Raw genomic sequence first — 18382 nt, forward strand, 5'->3', positions numbered from 1 at the left:
AATTTAGAAATTTAATTTTATTCCCAGATTACATCTTACACCATAATATTCAACCTGTTCCGGGCGCGTTTCATCTTTTCCGAAATGATAAATCAATGGTTTGTTCAGGATGTTATTGACATCAGCGTACAGCATCAAGTGTTTTGTAAACTGGTAAGATCCTCCAAAGTCTAAGCTGCTGTATTTACCATAATAAGAATCGTTTAAATCTTCTTCGGCATATTCAACTGCGTATTTCCCTTTATGGTTATAGGCCAGTCTGGCATTGAATCCCTTTTTCTCAAAGAATAGCTGAATATTATACAATTCTTTCGCCTGATAGGGCAGTTTTACCTTTCTTCCACTTGGTTTTTCCATTTCTGAGGTCATGAAAGTGGCGTTAAGCTGTGTTCCGAAATATTGTAAGAAGCCAGGCAGGAAATCAAATCTTCTGTTGATCCCCAGCTCAATTCCTCCCAACCAGGCTGCTTTACCATTATTCGGAGCGGTAAACTGTACTCCGTTCATTCCGTTATATGTCCCGATAAAAGAATCCTGAAAAATAGGATCTGTAATCGATTTGTAGAAAACACCACCACTTAAAATCCCGACATTTGAGAAATAATATTCGCCCATCAAATCAAAATTCAAAGAATAGGTGGGATTAAGGTTAGGATTTCCTCCTTTAAATTCGTTATCAGCTTCTATATAAGTTCCTCCCGGAGTCAAATCTCCAAAATTGGGTCTTGAGAACGTTCTGGTTGCTGCAAAACGAAGGTTTGTTTTATCGTTTAAAGCATACTTAAGGTGTAACATCGGCAACACGGCAAGATAATTTTTAGTGTTTTCAACCGGAGTTAAAACATCATCAATTACACTATAGCCTTTTACTTTTGTATGGGTATTTGATAATCTGATTCCTCCCAAGATGGTAATTTTCTCATTCACTTTGTAGGTTCCCATACCATAAGCGTCAGCATGTTTTTCGAATACGTCAAAATTTCGTCCTAATGCTTTGTTGTATTCCAGTGCTTCTGAATCTGCGGTGTTTATTTTCAAACTTCCGTTATTCTGAAACCAGAACTGATCCATTCCTCCGGTTGAGAGTACAGGTCCGAACGTATTGCCGATGTGGGCGTTCATTTCGCTTAAATATTTCGTTCCGTTCGGTTGTGAGGTGATGTATTGAGAATAGTCTGATAAAAGTGGGGCAGTTCCATTCGCCCAGGTATAGAAAATATCGGAGAATCTTGCATTACGTTCTTTGTCACGATATTTAAAACCATATTTTAAAGTTAATTTGTCGGATGCATTAATTTCGTGATTGAAAGCAGCTACAATTTTATCTTTTTCTTCAACGAAAACTTTGTAAAATTCAAGATCGGTGAATCTCATTTGTGAAGCATCCATTTTGAAATTAGGATCGCTGTAGAAACCAAATAATGCATCAGGATCTTTATAATCCAGTTTTCCGCCATCAGCTTTCCAATAAGCTCTCGGTCCGTTTCCATGATCTGCAATATAATCAGGATTGATACCGACACCAGATTGAGTATATTTAATGACATAATAGGAATTGTTCTGCTTATCAGGAATATTTCCATACTTAAACCGGTTATCGTAATAAGACAGGTCCCAGTCTATTTTTCCTTTCTTTACGGTGTGAATTCCGCCTAATGAAATAGACGTCAATTCTGTAATTAATAAGTTGTGAATATTTTGCAGCTCCACTCTTGCTGTGCCATTTCCGGCATTGAATTTATCAAATCTTATTCTGTGCTTGTAGTGGGTTTCATCATCAGAGAGAGTTCCGTACATTCCTTTTAAATATATTGTGCTCTTGGGTGACAGCACATATTCGAATGCTGTATTGATTCCTGTTGTTTTTCTTACCCCGTTATAATCCCGGAGTTCCAGTCTGAATACTCCTTCATCACCACTTCTTCTTGCTTCAAAGTTATCCGTCGACCAGTTTCTGGTGAAATGTGCAAAGTTGAATAAATAGCCGAATTTTTTATCCTTTGTCCTGCCTCCGTAAAGCAATCCGATGTTGTAAACTCCTTTATCAGATTTTGCATTATAGCCACTTCCCAAAGTTGCTTTGAATTCGGTTTTCATGGGTGGTGTTTTGGTGATGAAATTTACACCTCCACCTATTCCGTCTGCCTCCATATCGGGCGTGAAAGATTTATTAACATGAACGTAAGAAATCAGCTCTGTAGGAAAAAAGTCAAAAGCTGTAGCTCTGGAGGTGGTTTCCTCTTCTGCGGTTGGCAGCCTGTTTCCGTTAATAGTTGTCGATGCCCAAAATGGAGGAAGTCCTCTTAGAGAAACAAATCTTCCCTCTCCCTGATCTCTTTCAATTGAAACTCCCTGGACTCTCTGAACGGTTTCTGCAGCATTTCTGTCCGGTAACTTTCCGATTCCGTCTGAAGCAATGACATTGGAAATATTGATTGCATTTTTCTGAATGTTTAATGCTCTGGCTTCCGTATTTTTCATCGTTCCGGAAACAACTACTTCATCGATGTTTTTTTGTTTCTGGGAAAGCCTTATACTTCCTAAATCTACTGTTTCTCCTGTTTTTATATCTAGATCGATATTTGAGGGCTCATAACCAATATAACTTATCTGTAGAATATATTTTCCTGTTTCCAGGTCGTTGATTGTGAATTTTCCGTCAACGTCTGTCGATGTATTTTTGGAAGTTCCGTTGATTTTTATGGAAGCTCCCGGAAGAGGCTGGCTGTCATCCAGCACAGTTCCTATGATTAATTGTTTTTGTGCTGATATAAAGGTGATGCAACAGACAAAAACAAGGATAAGCAAATTCTCTAAATTTGTTTTCATTTTTACAAATATTAAATTTTTTATGCAAATCAACTTAATAATTTTAATATATGTAATAATTTTATGTTAAGTAATGATTAATAATTGATAAGAGTTTGTTAAGCAGATTTTACGGACGAATTTTATCTGTAAAAATTAAAAATCCATATCAAATGGGCATTTAAAAGGGGTTTTGGTGAATTTTAAGAATAGCTTTTACGTTTAAGTAGTGTATCGCTTTTATTGAAAATAGTAGAATTTTTGATTAACGATACGTTAATTTTAACCTTGCTCAAAAATGAGAAAGTTGAATATTTGTAAACTTTTATGCTAAAACAAAGTTTAGTTATTGTAAAAAATGAAAGGAATTAAAGATCAAAAAATTACTTTGAGTACATTATTAATTTTGATTGGAATAGAAATAAAGAACAAGCATGACACAGCTTTCTTCACTTATGCTAACTGGGACATGTGGAAATTTTCCGTTAAAATATAAAGAATCGCCTTCTTTTAAAATAACCTCCTCATTGTCAATGATGTATTTAACTTCGCCTTTTAAGATGTATTTAAATTCCCAGGCATCGGTGATTACTTTTTCTCTTTTAGAATTCGGTTCAAGAGTTAATAAAACAGCTTCGAATCCCAATGAGTGCAGGCTTTTGCTGAAGATATGCATGTATTTAAATCCTTCAGCTTCCACTTCTTTTTCGATGAGCTGCTGATTTTCTTTGGGAAGATGGATGAATTTGGCATTTGATTTTTTTTCAACGCCTTCAAAAAAATAGCTGGCATCAATTTCCAGAGACTGAATTAAATCCAAAAGTACAGGAAGAGAAGGGATGGTCCTTCCGTTTTCAATCCGCGAAACTAAACCGTTGCTTACATTGGCTCTGAAAGCCAGTTCATTGATGGTTAAATTATTCTTTTTTCTGATGTCTTTTAATCTTTTGCCGATACCTATTAAAAAATCATTCATAATATTCTATAATTTAACCAAGTGTTTCACTTATTTTTATTACTGACAAATGTAATATTATTCTCAATAGGTTTACAAAGATTAAAATCAATTAATAAAAATTTATTGCAGCGGAAACGGATAGAGTAAAGGCTAAAAAGGGATGGTGAAGAATTAATAAATGATATTTTGTAAGTTTCCGTCACCCGGCTTCCTTCTACCGGTAACTCTCTAACCCAAATAATTTTTCTATTTTTGTCTAATTCCTTATTTCAATGAAAAAAATTATTCTGATCGAAGACGAAACGAGCGTTGTCTCTTTTATAAAAAAAGGACTTCAGGAAAACGGCTATGAAATTTCTGTTGCTTTTGACGGACGTACCGGTGTACAATTGGTGCAGTCAAATGATTTCGATCTTGTAATTTTGGATATCATGCTTCCTGAAATGAATGGACTGGATGTCTGTAAAGAGATCCGAAAAACCAATAAGCATGTTCCTATTTTGTTTTTAACGGCTTTGGGAACTTCAGAAAATATCGTTCTCGGACTGGAAAGCGGAGGCGATGACTATCTGGTAAAACCTTTTAAGTTTATAGAATTGGTAGCCCGCGTAAAATCCTTATTGAGGAGAAGTAATGGAAGTGGAAATATTCAGGAAGTTGCAGAGCCGGAAATTGATAATGAACATGTTTTTCAGTTTTCAGATCTTATACTGAATGATTATACAAAAAAAGTGACCCGTGGAGGAGAAGAGATTTCCCTGACTTCTACAGAATATAAACTTCTGATGTATTTTCTTAATAACCCTGAAAAAGTAATTTCAAGGGCTGAAATTCTAGATGCTGTTTGGGGGGTGAATTATGAACTGGGAACTAATGTCGTGGATGTATATGTCAATTACCTAAGAAAGAAATTAGATCATCAGGACGATAATAAATTGATTCATACGGTGATAGGGATGGGCTACGTGTTGAAAAAACCATAATGGATGTTTAATAAAGTGATCACAAATCAGACCAAAACGATGGTGCTTTTGATGTTGGTTTTTACCGCCATCATATTGTTGTTTAGCGGATTGGTTTATTTCTCGATCGTTAATTTTTCGCATCAGAGGTTTTATGAGTTGCTGAAAATCCGTACGACTACGATTGTACAGATTGAAAAAAGCAAAGAAGATCTTGATTTGCCTGAAAACTACGTCTTAAACAGTCTTAATGATGAGGAGCTTCCGATGGAAAAAGACTATGTTTTTGCCGTTCCTACCGATTCCAATTTTAAAAAAATCTCCCATGAGGTTCATATTCCCGATTATTTTTTCAAAAGCATTGTAAAAAATGGGGAAGCCAATTATAATGACAAAGAGTTCTATTATATCGGGCAGACTTTTAAATATGATGATAAAGATTATATTGCCATAGCCTCGGCCAAAAACCATTATGTGGTTTATTATTTGGGATTTTTAAAGAGAACATTGATTACCTGTATTGTGCTTTCACTCTTCTTTAGTATGATTTTTTCTTTTTATTTGTCTAAAACTTTATTCAGACCGATTTTAAAAATTACCGGGAAGGTAAAAGAGATAAGCTCGGAAAATCTCCATTTAAGACTTGAAGCTCAACCGGATAATAAAGAACTTAATGAGTTGGTAGATACCTTTAATGATATGTTGAATCGTATCGAAACCTCTTTTGAAACTCAAAATCACCTGATTGGAAATGTGTCTCACGAGCTGAGAACACCGCTTACTTCTATCATGGGCGAAGCAGATGTTGCACTTTCTATCAGCAGAACCGCTGATGAATATAAAGAAACTCTGGAAGTCATTCTGGATGAAGCGGAAAAGCTTGATAAGAAAATCAAAGCATTATTAATGATCGCCCAAACCGGTTTTGACGGAAAGATTCAGAAAATTGACAAGGTAAGAATCGATCAGCTGCTTTGGGATGTTATTGAAACTTTAAGAAGGCTGGATTCAAGAAACAATATCTATCTGGATATAAGTATGTTGCCGGATAACCCCAAAAAACTTAAAGTTCAGGGAAATGAACAGTTGCTGCATCTTGCCGTGACCAATATTATTAACAATGGCTGCAAGTATTCTAATTTTCAGCAGGTTAAAGTTTCATTGGGAGCGACAGATACCGATGTATACATCATTATAAAAGATAATGGCATCGGAATTCCGGAAGTGGAAATGAATAAAATTTATGATCCTTTCTTCCGGGCCTCGAATACCAAAAACTACGAAGGCTACGGAATCGGTCTTCCTTTGGCGAGAAATATTGTGAGGATGCACCATGGTGAATTGATTGTAAGTTCTCATGAAAATCAGGGGACAACGGTTCAGATGCGTTTTCCGAATTTTTACAGTATGATGATGCAGGAAGGAAAAGAAGTCTGATTTGGCTTCATTATCCCGATTTTAGGGCAAAACTTATTATTGCAGTATAGATAAACGGCTTTTCTTGGCTGTATTAACTGCTGTTAACAATTTTCTAATCTCATTTTAATCTCTTTAATCACATTTTAATTCTATTCCAAAGAGCTTCTAATTTGGTCAGTATAGTTTTGTATTATCAAAATAAGATAACACGAAACTAAATATTACATCATATGACCAGAAAAATTTTAATTGCCACAGATTACTCTCTTGAGTCATTGAATATATTGAAAAAAGTACTTAAAGAGAAAGATGCGAATGAAGACCCGAATCAGTATGACATTCTTTTGGTTTCGGGATATGATATGGGAGATTCTATCAGAGATCTTCTGTTTACAACTAAAAGTACCGTCTTTAATAAAATAAGACCACAGGAATTTAACGATGCTTTTGGAATTATAAAAAATAAATACCCTCATTTAATTAATAAAATCATCTGCGATATTTTTACAGGAAGCTTCCAGAGAACTTTTAATAATTATGTAAAAGCAGAAAATATTGAAGAGGCTTATTATTCGCCTTCCATTAAAAGCAGAGGTAAAGGGAAATTCGATATTATTCCTTATGTCAAAAAATGCAAAGACCTTCCATCTCACGAAATTAAAGTTGAGATTCCTGAAAGACTTCCTGAAAGAGGAAGATTGGCCGAGATCTTTGTTGAGGTCTAGAAAATAAACCCACTATTAAAAATTAAAAAATGTTAAGAAATTATAGTAACAGCAGGACGTTGGGAGACAACATTAGACTGGGAACGCTGACTGCCTTCACGGCAGGTACTATAAATATAGCATCCTTGTTAATATTTCTCTCTTTTACGTCAAACGTAACAGGACACTATGCCATTTTAGCGGCAGAAATCAGTAAAGGAAACTGGACACAGGTAGCCGTTGTAGGACTTTGGATTTTCCTTTTCTTCTTCGGAAGCTTCGTATCAAATTTTATTGTGATTAATTTCAATAAAAAGAGTAAATATTTCGCGCACGCCATGCCTATTGTGTTGGAGATCATCTGTTTATTATTTGTAGGGGTGTACGGACAGTTTTTTTATCAGAAAACCCTTGAAGAAACAGAATATTTAGTAGCCTTAATGCTATTTGCGACAGGTCTTCAGAATGGTTTGACGGCAAGTATCTCGAACTTCTCCGTGAAGACCACCCACCTTACGGGTACCACGACCGATTTGGGGATTTTATTTTCCATGTTTACCCAGAAAAAATTTAGAAAAAACGGGGAGCTGATCGGAAGAGCAAAACTCTTGTCAAGTATCATGGTGGCCTATGTTTTGGGTGCGGTGTTCTCAGGATTAACGTATTATTATCTGGAATTCAGAGTGTTTTATGTTATCAGCTTTTGTTTGTTGGTCGTTATTGGTTATGATGCCTATAAAATTCATATCAGACACTTCAATACGCAGTACAGATACAGTAAAATTTATAAGAAGCCGAATTTAATGGCATACTTATATGATAAAATCCATGGGATTCCTGAAATTAAACCCAAAAGAGAAAAGAAGCGAAAGCTTGTATTTGATGAATAAATATTCTGATGATAATAATCTGAAGAATATATTTTAAAAAGACAATGTTAAATAAGAGATATAAATATCAGTATTAATTTTGTGTAAACTAGCTGTGAAACACCTCTTTTCTGTCATGGGAAAGGGGTGTTCTTTTAAAACAGGGCGATGAGTAGTGATCATCTTTTAAACTCAGGCTGATCATGGTAATGGGGATAAAGTGGCAGAATTGTTGATAATTAAATTTTAATTCACGGTTTTATTGTTTTAATTCCCGTTTTCATTAACTATTTTTGTAAGTTGATTTACTTATTTTATGTCAGATATTATTCAGCTTTTACCGGATCATGTAGCCAACCAAATTGCGGCAGGAGAGGTGGTGCAGAGACCAGCATCTATCGTGAAAGAACTTTTGGAAAATGCTATTGATGCAGAAGCTACCAAAATAGAGTTGATCCTTAGAGATGCCGGAAAAAATCTGATACAGGTTGTAGATGATGGGAAGGGGATGTCTGAAACAGATGCCAGAATGGCGTTTGAAAGACATGCGACATCCAAAATCCGAGGTACAGAAGATATTTTTAAGATTATAACGAAAGGATTTCGTGGTGAGGCACTGGCTTCTATTGCCGCGGTTTCTCAGGTTGAATTACGAACAAAACAGAAAACTGCTACAATTGGCACCAATATCTATATTGAAGGAGGTGTTTTTCAGTTTCAGGATCCGATACAAACTGCAGAAGGTTCTAATTTTTTAGTTAAAAATCTGTTTTATAATGTTCCTGCCAGAAGGAAGTTTCTTAAAAATAATAATGTCGAATTCAGACATGTAATTGATGAATTTCAGCGTATTGCATTAGCTCATGAAAGTCTTGAGTTTTCTTTGTTTCATGATGACGAAGCGATTTTCAGACTGAGAAAAGGAAGCTTAATGCAGCGTATTGTAGATGTTTTCGGAAGAAAATTACAACCGCAGTTAATTCCTATTAAAGAAGATATTATCTGGTGTAAGCTTCAGGGATTTGTCGCCAAGCCGGAAGGTGCTAAAAAGACCCGGGGAGAGCAGTTTCTTTTTGTAAACGGCAGGTATTTTAAAAGTCCATATTTTAATAAAGCGGTTCAGGAAGCTTTTGAAGGATTATTGTTGCCGGGCTATGTTCCGACATTTTTCCTTTATTTAGATCTTGATCCTGAAAAAATAGATGTTAATATTCATCCGCAGAAAACGGAAGTAAAATTTGAGGATGAGCACCTTATTTTTGCTTTAATCCGTTCTACGATAAAAAGATCTTTAGGGATTTATAATGTAGCTCCAAGTCTTGATTTTGAGAGAGATCCTGAATTGGACAGCATGATGAATTCTTCTCCAAGTAAAAGCAATGGTGGAGGAATGATCAAAATGCCTGAGATTATCGTCGATAAAGATTACAATCCGTTTTTGGAAGAAAGAGAGGTTTTTAATCAGGGAGAAATTCAGAACCTGACAGAGATGTACCATACCAATATCACGGCCGAGCCTTCAAAAATCAATCTTTTTGAAGATGAAGATTTTGATGAAGATCTGATGAGGTTGCCCAATGGATATTGGTTATTCAATAAAGGGGACAGAACGTTGATGCTGGATTTAGGAAGAATGCACAGACTGATGGTTTCTGAAAGCAGTAAGCCTACTAAAAAAAGTGCGACAGGCAGTCATGCACTGCTATTTTCTTTGGAATACCACATGAATGAGATTGAGAATACAAAGTATAAATCGATCAAGAAATATCTTCCGGAGCTGGGCTTTGAGATGAGTGTGGCTCATGAAAGCGTATTGAGAATAGATGCCGTTCCTGAAGGATTGAAAGAGACTCAGGTAATGAAATTCCTTGAAAATCTTTTTGAGATTCTGGAGTACAAAACGGAAGAAGAGTTTATGCAGTTTTATCAAAATCAATGGGGTAAGCTGCAGTCGAAATCGAGATTTGATTTTATTTATAAAAAAGATGCGGAACAGCTTATCAAAGATTTTACGGCATTAGGTTTCCCGGAGTTTTTACCCAACGGAAAAAGATGCTTCTTTGAAGTTCCTTTTAATGATTTTAAAAATAAATTTTAAAAGATGTTTAATAATATACCACCGGTTACAAGAAATATCATCATTCTTAATGTTATTGTTTTTATAATAGCAAATTTCTTGTTTCCGCAATTATATAATTCACTTTCCGGATTTTATCCATTTTCACCGAATTTCAAATCATGGCAGATTATTACCCATATGTTTATGCATGGTGGGTTTATGCATATTTTGTTTAATATGTTTACGCTTTGGAGCTTTGGGCCGATTTTGGAGCAAACATTAGGTGAGAAAAAATATTTAATACTTTATTTTGCAAGTGGGTTAGGGGCATTCTTTTTGTTTAACCTTTGGAATTTTATTGAGGTACAGCAAATTGTTTCTACTCTGGACAGCTTAGGAATTAATGCTGCTGAAATTTATCCTAAAGCAGCAATTGGATATTCTGGAAATTTAAATATTAGTGCGACAACACAGGAAGGACAAGAATTGTCTCAACAGCTGTATATTGCATTAAGAACGCCGATGGTGGGTGCTTCTGGAGCTATTTTTGGTGTAGTGACTGCTTTTGCAACATTGTATCCAGATTCTAAGATTGCGATGATGTTTATCCCTGTTCCTATTAAAGTTAAATACCTGATGCCGGTTGTCATTGCTGTTTCTGTATATTTAGGAGTATCAGGAAACGGAGGTGGAATTGCGCATCTTGCGCACGTAGGTGGTGCTCTGGTCGGCTGGGTTTTAGCAAGAATCTGGAAGAAACATTTATACCGATTTAATCCGTAACAGATATTCATGAAGGTTCTTCGACTTGTATTTTTAATATTCCATATAGGTATTTTTCTGCTTCTGTTAGGAATGTTGATGAATGCCTATGTTCCGCCGAAGATATTCCCATGGTTTAATTTGCTTTCTCTGGGCTTTCCTGTTTTGGTGATAGGATATGTTCTGCTTACTTTTTTCTGGATTTTCAGCTGGAAAAAGAGAGCATTTCTATTTATGTTTCTGGGATTAATCTTTATAGGTCCTGTTAAGAGATGGGTCAATTATTCGTCGGATAAAAAACAAAGTGCCGATTTAAAAATTGTTTCTTTTAACATAAAGGCAGGAGGTTTCGGTGTTGAAAATATTGAGAAATATATAAATAGCCTTAATGCTGATGTTGTTTTGCTGCAGGAATACGGAGGTGATAAAAAATATGAATTCACAGGATTGAAAAGTGGCCAGGAAACCCAATTGATTTCAATCTATTCAAAATATAAGATTATTGATCAAAAACAGCTGATCGACAGCAATTATGAATACAATAATGCCTATGCCAATCAGACTGATATTGAGATAAAAGGAAAGATTTACCGCTTTATCAATGTATATCTGCAGCCTTTTAAGTTTGAAAAAAGCATGGTAAAGCTGAATGGAAATAGTGATGCCGATGAGGAAAAGCTAAAAAATATCGTCAAAAGATTAATTCCTACCTTTAAAATGCATCAGGAACAGGTAGAAAAAGTCCGAAAAGGAATAGATAATTCACCTTATCCTGTGATCTTAGTGGGTGATTTTAATTCGGTTCCCAATTCTTATGAATATTATCATTTATCTGAAGGTTTGAAAGATGCATTTGTTGAAGTTGGAAAAGGAAGTGCTACAAGTTTTCACGATTATAAATTTCCAATTAGAATTGACTATGTTTTTTCGTCAAAAACAATAGAGCCAATAAGTTATAAAGTAGACCGCTCTGTAAAGCTTTCAGACCATTATCCTGTTATTTCGACCTTTAAACTCAATCCTTAAACTCATAAAAAAACGTTAAAATATTGATCTTGGTAGGGTTTTTGCTTAAAAATCAAAGTACCTAGACTGTTTTTTCATGAAGTTTCGCCAGATTCTGTTATTTGTTCATATTACCGTTGCTGTATTACTGTTGTGTACACTCGGAAATGCATGGGTTCCTCCTAATCTTTTGGGGGCTCTGAATCTGTTGTCACTAGGTTTTCCTTATTTAATATCATTATATATCCTATTAACTTTAGTCTGGGTCGTTAAGCGGAAAAAAATTGCCATTGCTTTTGTCTTAGGAATATTTCTTTTTTACAATCCGATCAGAAGATGGGTAAATTTTACCCCCAAAACAGCTAATGTTAAAAGTATAAGAGATATCAAAGTACTTACTTTTAATGTAAAGTATGGAGATTTTGGATGGGACAAGGTTAAAAAATATATCACAGATCAAAATGCAGATATTATTCTGGTACAGGAGCGTGATACCAACAGGGCTTTAAGACAGGATCTCGTAAAATATCCTTCGGTTATTCTAAAAACAAAACATAAAATCGTAAGACAGGAAGAGTTGATCACAGATAATTCCCGTGGAAATTCCTTTTATGCTGATGTAGATATCAATGGTAAGATCATAAGAATTGTAAATGTATATCTGGAACCATTCAGACTGCATAAATCAATGCTTCAGTTTAATGGTTTCGGAAAACAGGCGGGGAAAATTAATGATCTTCTCTCTCACATGATTCCTACTTTTAAGGCGCATGAAGAGCAGATCAGAAAAATCAGAAAGGTAGTGGACCTTTCACCTTATCCTGTAATTCTTGCGGGAGATTTCAACTCTGTTCCCAATTCTTATGAATATTATAATTTAGGGAAGGATCTTCAGGATGCTTTTTTAGAAGCCGGAAACGGAAGTTCTACAAGTTTCCACGATTATAAAGTCCCTTTAAGAATTGATTATATTTTCAGTTCAAAATCCATCATTCCACTAAGCTATAAAGTAGATCAGTCTGTAAAATTATCGGATCACTATCCTGTAATTGCAGAATTTCTGCTAAATTAGTTCCATGAAAAATTTTCTGTTTTTAATTATTACTTTTTCTCTTTTTACCCTTTCCTGTTCGAAAAAAGAACCGGATGATTTCTACCCTACGGATACGGCGAAGGCGAGCTATGATACTGTACCAAAAGATTCTTTTTCAGCGGGTGCCACTTCTGTTGATATCGTGCGCCAGATAAGAATGTCTTCACAGAAGTACAAGGATTCTTTAAAAGAGGCCTTAAAAGCTCAGGAGCAGGAGAAAAAGCTAAAAGAAGAATTAGAAAAAGAAAACAAAAAGAAGCAGGAAGAGGAAAAGAAAAAAACTGAACAGGAAAAGAAGCCGCAAAAATCTGAAACACCAACTTCTTCTGAAACAAAAACGGAATAAATTATTTTAAATTATATAGTATGAAAAAACACATTTTAACAGCAGGTATCATTTCTTTTTTAATTGTATCATGCACGAAATCAACAACCAAAACCGAGCAGACTGAAAGTCCGGATGGATCAGTTACGACAACTACAACCACGGTGTCAGAAAGTGGGGTAAATGTAGATACTTCAAAAATTAGCAAGACCAAAGAAGAAGTACAGACGAAAGTAGATGAAGCAGGAAACAAGATCGATGATGCTGCTCAGAAGGCAAAAGATAAAATAGATGCTACGGCAGATAAAACAAAACAGGACCTTCACAAAGCAGGACAGGATATAAAAACAGAAGCCAATAAAGTGGGCAAAGATGCGAAAGCCGCCGCTGCAAAAGGGGCTTCAAAGGTAGAAGATGCTGCTAAAAAATTAAAAGACGATTTAAGTAAATAAAAGTAAAACCGCAGATTTCTCTGCGGTTTTTTTTATTTGTTGAGCTCCAGTAAAGGATCAATATATTCTCTGTCGTTGCTTAATCTCGGAACTTTATTCTGACCACCGAGTTTTCCTTTAGATTCCAGCCAGTGGTAAAAAAGATTGGGCTTTGCAATATGGACAATAGGCCTTTTTAAGGTCATGTTGTTGTATCTCTTTGCTTCGTAGTCTGAATTGATAGACTTTAAATGCTGATCAAAAATATCAACAAAACGCTCTAAGCTATCCGGTTTTTCACAGAATTCAAAAATCCACTCATGAGCTCCGCCTTCATTTTCTTTCATGAAAACTGGTGCTCCTGTGAAGTCAGAGACCAATGCATTGGTTTCTTCACAAGCTTTTGAAAGTGCAGATTCTACATTGGTGATCATCAGCTCTTCTCCAAAAGCGTTAATATAATGCTTGGTTCTTCCTGTAATTTTAATTCGGAATGGACTGATAGACGTGAAAACCACTGTATCGCCAATTAAATATCTCCATAGACCGCCATTGGTTGTAATAACCATTGCGTAGTTTTTTCCGATTTCCACATCTTCCAGGCTTACTACTTTAGGATTTGAAAAGTGGAATTGATCCATTGGAATAAACTCATAAAAAATGCCGTAATCGAGCATTAAAAGCATTTCATCACTGTTTGACCTGTCCTGGATTCCGAAAAACCCCTCAGAAGCATTGTAAATTTCGTAATAATTGATGTTTTTTCCGATGATTTGTTTGTATTGCTCTTTGTATGGTTTAAAGCTGATACCGCCATGGAAAAAAACTTCGAGATTAGGCCAGAGCTCGGAAATATTTTTAACATCAGTTTCTTTTAAAACCTTTTGCAAAAGCACCATCATCCAGCTGGGGACACCTAAAATACTTCCGACATCTTCATTTTTAACCTCCGAAACGATTGCTTTTAGCTTGCTTTCCCATTCACCCATTAAAGAGACCTTTTTACTTGGAGTGGTGGTAATTTCTACCCAAAACGGAAGATTGTCAATCAGGATGGCGGATAAATCCCCAAATTTTGTGTTGAAATCCGCATACAGCTCCGAGCTACCGCCCAAACGTAGATTTTTATTGGTGAAAAGTTGATTTTCAGGATGGTTATTGGCATAAATGGAAACCATATCTTTTCCTGCCTTCATGTGACAGTATTCAAGACTTTCTGCCGAAATAGGGATGAATTTACTTCTTGCATTTGTTGTCCCTGAAGACTTGGCAAAATGTTTAATATATCCCGGCCAGCTTACGTCTTTGTACCCCTGTCTTGCTCTTTCAATATAAGGTTCAAAATCTTCATAAGTAACAATAGGAACCTTATTTTTAAAGTCCTGATAACTTGATATAGAATTAAAGCCATTCTTCCTCCCATACTCGGTATCTTCCGCATGAAAAAGTTGTGAAAATAGAATACCTTTCTGAGTTTCAATAGGATGGTCTATGAAATTCTGGATCTGATCTATTCTCTGACGAATAAACCAGTTTACCACAGTATTGAAAAGTGCTTTCGTTGCCATTTCAACAAATATAACAATATTTGGATTTTCAGAGAATTTTTTATTCTGTTAAATAAAAAAACCGCTACAATTTGTAACGGTTTAGTATGTCGATTTATTGTTTCTTAGCAATACTCATCATAAGCAGCCTGAAGATTCGCAGCAATAGCTCCTGCAGGATTTCCTTCAATGTGGTGTCTTTCAAGCATATGAACCAATTCTCCGTCTTTAAAAAGTGCTACACACGGTGAGCTTGGAGGGAATGGTGCTAAATGCTTTCTTGCCTCTACCACAGCTTCCGTATCAAAACCTGCGAAAACAGTCGTTAAATGATCCGGCTTTTTATCTCCTGTTAAAGAATATACAACTCCCGGTCTTGCAGCTCCTGCAGCACATCCGCATACAGAATTGATCACCAATAGAGTAGTTCCTGATTGTTTTAAAGCTTCTTCTACCTGAGCAGGTGATGTTAAATCTTCGAAACCTTTATCTGTAAGTTCTGCCTTCATTGGCAGTACTAAATCTGTTGGATACATATTTTTGTTTTTTAATCTATGCAAAGTTAAACAATTCTTGTCGTTTGTTCAATACATAAAAACTATCAGAAGATTTAGAAAATAGAATTAATTGAATATTAATAATTTAAATATATTCAAAAAAAAGTGAATTAAAAACGTTAATATTGAAAAATTATTATTAAATTTGAAATGATTCTGAAAAACAAACGACCATGAAAAAAAGATTTACAACCTTCCCTCTTCAAAATGAAGCATTGAGCTCTGTATAAAAGCAGATTGGATGAAAGTAAAATAAAATGAAGCCCGAAACGTATACGTTTCGGGCTTCTTTAATCAAATCGATATGCAAAGGATGAATATCCTGGTAAAATAGTTTGTTTGGGTTGCTTATTGATGCTAAAAAATAGCCAACAATCAACCAACAGCTACGAAAGCAGCTTTTTCGCCATTTCGGAAATACTTTTTCCGTCAGACTTTCCAGCAAATGCTTTGGAAGCAACCCCCATTACTTTTCCTAAATCTTTCATAGATTCAGCTCCGGTTTCTGCGATAATCTGCTTCATTTCAGCCTCCAGTTCTTCCGGTGAAAGCTGTTTTGGTAAAAACTGCTCGATCACTTTCATCTGAGCTTCTTCCACTTCAGCAAGATCGTTTCTTCCCTGAGCCGTAAATTGCTCATAAGAATCTTTACGCTGCTTGATCATTCTCTGAACAATGGCAATTTCCTGCTCTGCAGAAACTTCAGCGCCTCTGGCTTCCGTTTTTAATAATAATATCTGGGATTTTACAGCACGGAGAGAGTCCAAAGCAACTTTATCTTTTGCTCTCATTGCTGTTTTTATAGCTTCGCTTATTGTATTTTCTAAACTCATGGTTTTTTTCTTTAGGCTTTAGGCAATAAGCAGTAGGCTTTTAAATATTGTTTTCAAGGCATTTATGCCTATAACTTACTGCTTATCGCTTATTGCAATTTAATCAACATCTTTATTTAAAAATCTATTCTCTCTGATCTGCATGTTTCCATTGTTGTCAGAAAGATAGGTATTGATGTTCTGTTCTGAAGCATTATTTCCATCAATAGAAATATTTTTTCTTTTGAATGCCGGAACAGATTCGAATTCACTTGTGCTGTCAAAGCTCTGATAGCGAGAGTTGAATTCCTTTAATTTATTTCTTCTTTCAATGACTCTTTCCTGATCTACAGTTTTATTAACAAACGTAAATTCTGTATCTGCAGGTTTTGAAGTTTCAATTTCTGCTTTGGCTTCAAAAGCGGGTTTGGTCTCTTCTTTTGCCTGAAAGAAAGTTTCTACTTTTTGAGTTGTTTCTTCTGTTGTCTGAACTGCAGTATTGGTCGGAGTCTGAAACTCAGCTTTTGGCTGTCCATAATCAGATTTAGGCTCATTGGTAGTATCGTTTACAAAGAAACTGAATTCCACAGGTTTTGATTCTGAAAAAGTATTGCTTGGCGTATTATCTGTCCTAGGCTCTTCTTTTTTATCAAAATCAAATGTGAAAGACTGAATTTCCAAATCGTTCGGATCCTCACCTTCGTCTTCGTCTGAAGAAAACAGACTGTATGATTCTTCCTGCTCCTCTTCCTGTCTCCAGTTCTGAGCTGGTGTATCTTCTTCGTTATCAAAGAATTTTATTTCAGCTTTTTTCTCTTCGTTGTCAATAATCATTTTTTTTTCAGTAGATGTCATACCAAACTGAGGACTGTCGTTGTCTTCGTCATCCAATCTGAAATGATTTTTATCTCCGAAATTGTAATTATATTCTGGGGCAGCAGATCCTCTTTCCTCTCTTGTCTTAAAAGGAGATTCTTTTGGAGTATCAAAGCTGTCGTTTAAGCTGATCTTGATTTTTTCTGTAGGTCCTGCAAATTTTTTGTCTTCGTTTGAAAAACCTGTTGCGATGACAAGAACACTTACTGCGTCTCCTAATTCGTCATCTGCTCCAACCCCGAAAATAATATCAGCAGTATGTCCCGCTTCTTTCTGGATATGATCCATGATGATACCGATTTCGTCCATGGTTACTTCTTCAGCACCACTTCTGATCAATAACAGAACGTTTTTAGCACCTGTGATCTTATTATCATTCAACAATGGAGAGTCAAGTGCCTTTCTTACCGCTTCTTCTGCTTTATTTTCGCCAGAAGCTGTTCCTGTAGACATTAATGCTGTACCCGAATTCTGAAGTACAGATTTCGCATCTCTAAAGTCAATGTTTACATCGAAATACCCGGTAATAACTTCCGCCATCCCTTTGGCAGCATTCGTTAAAACTTCATCGGCTTTTGAGAAGCCCTGTTTGAATCCAAGGTTTCCAAATTGTTGTCTTAATTTATCATTATTAATGACAATTAATGAATCAACATTATTTCTTAATTTATCAAGACCGTTTTCGGCTTGTTCTAGTCTTCTTTTACCTTCAAAGCTGAAAGGAACAGTAACGATCCCCACCGTTAAAATTCCCATGTCTTTTGCTACTTTAGCAATAACAGGAGCTGCACCGGTACCGGTTCCACCACCCATTCCGGCAGTAATGAAAACCATTTTGGTGTTTTGTCCCATCGCAGCCTTGATATCTTCGATGCTTTCGATAGCTGATTTTTCACCAACTTCCGGATCGGCACCTGCTCCAAGACCTTCTGTGATGGTAGTTCCCAACTGTACTTTGTTGGCAACGGGGTTATTATCTAAAGTTTGAGCATCCGTATTACAAATTACGAAATCTACTCCGTGTATCCCTTTCTCGTACATGTGCTTCAGGGCGTTGTTTCCACCGCCTCCTACACCGATTACTTTGATGATGGATGAATTTCCCTTTGGCAAATCAAATGAAAATCCTTGTGTTCCTATATTTTCCATACTTATATTTTTAATAATTGATAACCGACTTATGATAATAGATAAG

The 18382-nt window shown here is 35.7% G+C and carries 16 protein-coding genes; 10 read left to right on the forward strand and 6 right to left on the reverse strand.

All coding sequences use genetic code 11. The features are described 5' to 3' along the window. Positions 1-3: 3 nt before the first annotated feature. Positions 4-2829 (reverse strand): TonB-dependent receptor, encoded by a 2826-nt coding sequence (locus M2373_RS08250; protein WP_259109431.1) that lies wholly within the window; start codon positions 2827-2829, stop codon positions 4-6. A 379-nt stretch (positions 2830-3208) separates the two neighbouring features. Further along, positions 3209-3784 carry a helix-turn-helix domain-containing protein gene (locus tag M2373_RS08255; protein ID WP_259109433.1) on the reverse strand — a complete coding sequence of 192 codons (576 nt, stop codon included), beginning with the start codon at positions 3782-3784 and terminating at the stop codon, positions 3209-3211. Positions 3785-4038: 254 nt separating this feature from the next. Between M2373_RS08255 and M2373_RS08260 the strand changes: the two genes are divergently transcribed. The 10 genes from M2373_RS08260 to M2373_RS08305 all read left to right on the forward strand — a co-directional run bounded on the left by M2373_RS08260 (position 4039) and on the right by M2373_RS08305 (position 13416). After that, positions 4039-4749, forward strand: coding sequence for a response regulator transcription factor (locus tag M2373_RS08260; RefSeq protein ID WP_259109435.1), 711 nt, complete (start codon positions 4039-4041; stop codon positions 4747-4749). A 3-nt stretch (positions 4750-4752) separates the two neighbouring features. Further along, positions 4753-6165, forward strand: a complete 1413-nt coding sequence (locus M2373_RS08265) for a HAMP domain-containing sensor histidine kinase (protein WP_259109436.1) — start codon at positions 4753-4755, stop codon at positions 6163-6165. Between the two features lie 212 nt (positions 6166-6377). Beyond that, positions 6378-6872, forward strand: a complete 495-nt coding sequence (locus M2373_RS08270; RefSeq protein ID WP_259109438.1) for a hypothetical protein — start codon at positions 6378-6380, stop codon at positions 6870-6872. Positions 6873-6901: 29 nt separating this feature from the next. Next, complete coding sequence (locus M2373_RS08275; RefSeq protein WP_259109440.1) at positions 6902-7741, forward strand: YoaK family protein; 840 nt, start codon at positions 6902-6904, stop codon at positions 7739-7741. A gap of 295 nt (positions 7742-8036) precedes the next feature. Next, on the forward strand, positions 8037-9818 hold the full coding sequence (mutL, locus tag M2373_RS08280) for a DNA mismatch repair endonuclease MutL (protein WP_259109443.1): 1782 nt from the start codon (positions 8037-8039) through the stop codon (positions 9816-9818). A gap of 3 nt (positions 9819-9821) precedes the next feature. Next, entirely contained in the window at positions 9822-10562 is a 741-nt protein-coding gene (locus tag M2373_RS08285; protein WP_259109444.1) for a rhomboid family intramembrane serine protease, read from the forward strand. 9 nt (positions 10563-10571) lie between these two features. Then, on the forward strand, positions 10572-11567 hold the full coding sequence (locus M2373_RS08290) for an endonuclease/exonuclease/phosphatase family protein (RefSeq protein WP_259109446.1): 996 nt from the start codon (positions 10572-10574) through the stop codon (positions 11565-11567). A 76-nt stretch (positions 11568-11643) separates the two neighbouring features. Then, positions 11644-12618: an endonuclease/exonuclease/phosphatase family protein gene (locus tag M2373_RS08295; protein ID WP_259109448.1), complete on the forward strand. Its 975-nt coding sequence runs from the start codon at positions 11644-11646 to the stop codon at positions 12616-12618. Between the two features lie 4 nt (positions 12619-12622). After that, positions 12623-12985, forward strand: a complete 363-nt coding sequence (locus M2373_RS08300; protein WP_259109450.1) for a hypothetical protein — start codon at positions 12623-12625, stop codon at positions 12983-12985. A 20-nt stretch (positions 12986-13005) separates the two neighbouring features. Beyond that, positions 13006-13416, forward strand: coding sequence for a hypothetical protein (locus M2373_RS08305; protein WP_259109451.1), 411 nt, complete (start codon positions 13006-13008; stop codon positions 13414-13416). A 32-nt stretch (positions 13417-13448) separates the two neighbouring features. Here M2373_RS08305 and M2373_RS08310 read toward each other — a convergent pair whose 3' ends face one another. The 4 genes from M2373_RS08310 to ftsZ form a co-directional block, all read right to left on the reverse strand. Then, positions 13449-14963 carry a GH3 auxin-responsive promoter family protein gene (locus M2373_RS08310; RefSeq protein WP_259109453.1) on the reverse strand — a complete coding sequence of 505 codons (1515 nt, stop codon included), beginning with the start codon at positions 14961-14963 and terminating at the stop codon, positions 13449-13451. Positions 14964-15067: 104 nt separating this feature from the next. Further along, positions 15068-15478 carry a BrxA/BrxB family bacilliredoxin gene (locus tag M2373_RS08315; RefSeq protein WP_259109455.1) on the reverse strand — a complete coding sequence of 137 codons (411 nt, stop codon included), beginning with the start codon at positions 15476-15478 and terminating at the stop codon, positions 15068-15070. 407 nt (positions 15479-15885) lie between these two features. Continuing rightward, positions 15886-16332 (reverse strand): GatB/YqeY domain-containing protein, encoded by a 447-nt coding sequence (locus tag M2373_RS08320; RefSeq protein WP_259109458.1) that lies wholly within the window; start codon positions 16330-16332, stop codon positions 15886-15888. Positions 16333-16431: 99 nt separating this feature from the next. After that, complete coding sequence (ftsZ, locus tag M2373_RS08325; protein ID WP_259109460.1) at positions 16432-18336, reverse strand: cell division protein FtsZ; 1905 nt, start codon at positions 18334-18336, stop codon at positions 16432-16434. Positions 18337-18382 lie beyond the last annotated feature (46 nt).

It is taken from the genome of Chryseobacterium sp. JUb7, from assembly GCF_024806495.1.
Classification (GTDB): Bacteria; Bacteroidota; Bacteroidia; order Flavobacteriales; family Weeksellaceae; genus Chryseobacterium.